A 1,515-nucleotide genomic window follows, 5' to 3' on the forward strand; every position below is an offset into this window, starting at 1 on the left:
TCAGTTTGTAGACAAAAGGGGTTCGGAATAGCCTTATTCCGGACCCTTTTTACTTTTTTATTGGACTTGAAAGCATTTTTTCATGACTGTAAACCTCTCCGAGGTCATCTTCTAGGCTATTACTGGGCCTTGCCAAGTCCAGTTGGCCATTTTCTTTAAATTCATGGCAGCGAAAGTAAGCATCGCCTGCATTGACAATTTTTTAAGTCCCCTTAAAGTTGTCCAACGCATGCCATGCTTTTCTTTTGCATCTGCGAAAACACGTTCAATTGTTTCTTTTCGCTTCTCATAGATTTTTTTGACGTTTTGATGGTGGCGAAGGTGGTCTGCCTCTTCCAAATGTTCCTCCCACACATGACGTTGAATGAGCTTTTGGTGCGCTTGACTCTGTGTGCATTGAGACAAGAACGGGCATCCAGCACAAATTCGCGGATCTGATTTATATTGACGATAACCTTCCTTTGTAGTCGTTTTATACTTTAATATCTCACCAGCTGGGCAAATGTAACAGTCAAAATGCTCATCATAAACATACTCATGTTTTCTGAAGAAACCCTCTTTTGTGCGAGGTCGTGTGTAAGGTAAAGCAGGTGTGATGTCGTTTTTCAATAAGTAGCTCGTGATAGCAGGTGTTTTATAGGCTGCGTCGGCCGCAACAGCTTCTGGTTTACTAACTTTCTCAATGACTTGTTCTACCAATGGCTCTAAAATATGACTATCATGCGTGTTACCAGGGGTTACAGTTGTGCCTAGTACAAAGCCGTTGCGATCTGCGGCAGCGTGAAAAGAATAGGCGAACTGTTTTGTACGCTCATCTTTTACATAGTATCCACTCTCTGGGTCAGTTGTACTTTCCTTAGTTTCTTTGAATTCTTCCTTATCAAACTTATCTGGCGGAAAAGGCTTTTTTCCATGATCTTCACGATCTCGATTAATTTCTTCTTGAAGGCGTTGTTGATAGGCACGGGTTTCTTTTCGAACAACTTTCTTTTCAAATTTCCGTTTATTCGCACTCGCTTTTACATGAGTAGAATCTACAAAAACATGTTCTGCACTTATTAAATTCTTTTCAGCTGCAGCTTTTAAAATTCGATAGAATATCTGTTCAAAGAGATCGGTATTTTTAAATCGGCGCTCATAGTTTTTTCCGAAAGTTGAGAAGTGAGGAACTTTATCGTGGAAGCCGTATCCTAAAAACCACCGATAGGCCATATTTGTTTTCAATTCCTCAATTGTTTGACGCATGGAGCGAATACCGAAGGTATATTGAATGAATGTGAGTTTGATTAAGATAACAGGGTCAATACTTGGGCGTCCTACTTCTGAATACATATCTTTCACCAAATCATAGACAAAGGAAAAATCAATCGCCGCTTCAATTTTGCGAACCAAATGGTCCGCTGGGACAAGTTCATCTAATGCAATCATTTCGATTTGATCCCGTTGAATTGGATTATGTTTAGAAAGCATCTTAATCACCTCAAGTATCGTATTACTTCTATTTTAAAACAAAAA

Annotated in this window: 1 protein-coding gene; it reads right to left on the reverse strand. The window is 39.5% G+C overall.

The features are described from left to right. Positions 1-111 precede the first annotated feature (111 nt). Positions 112-1,470 carry an IS1182 family transposase gene (locus tag AC6CHU_RS25865; RefSeq protein ID WP_159871981.1) on the reverse strand — a complete coding sequence of 453 codons (1,359 nt, stop codon included), beginning with the start codon at positions 1,468-1,470 and terminating at the stop codon, positions 112-114. Between the last annotated feature and the right edge of the window lie 45 nt (positions 1,471-1,515).

The sequence above is a fragment of the Cytobacillus sp. GQ23 genome (genome assembly GCF_059758675.1).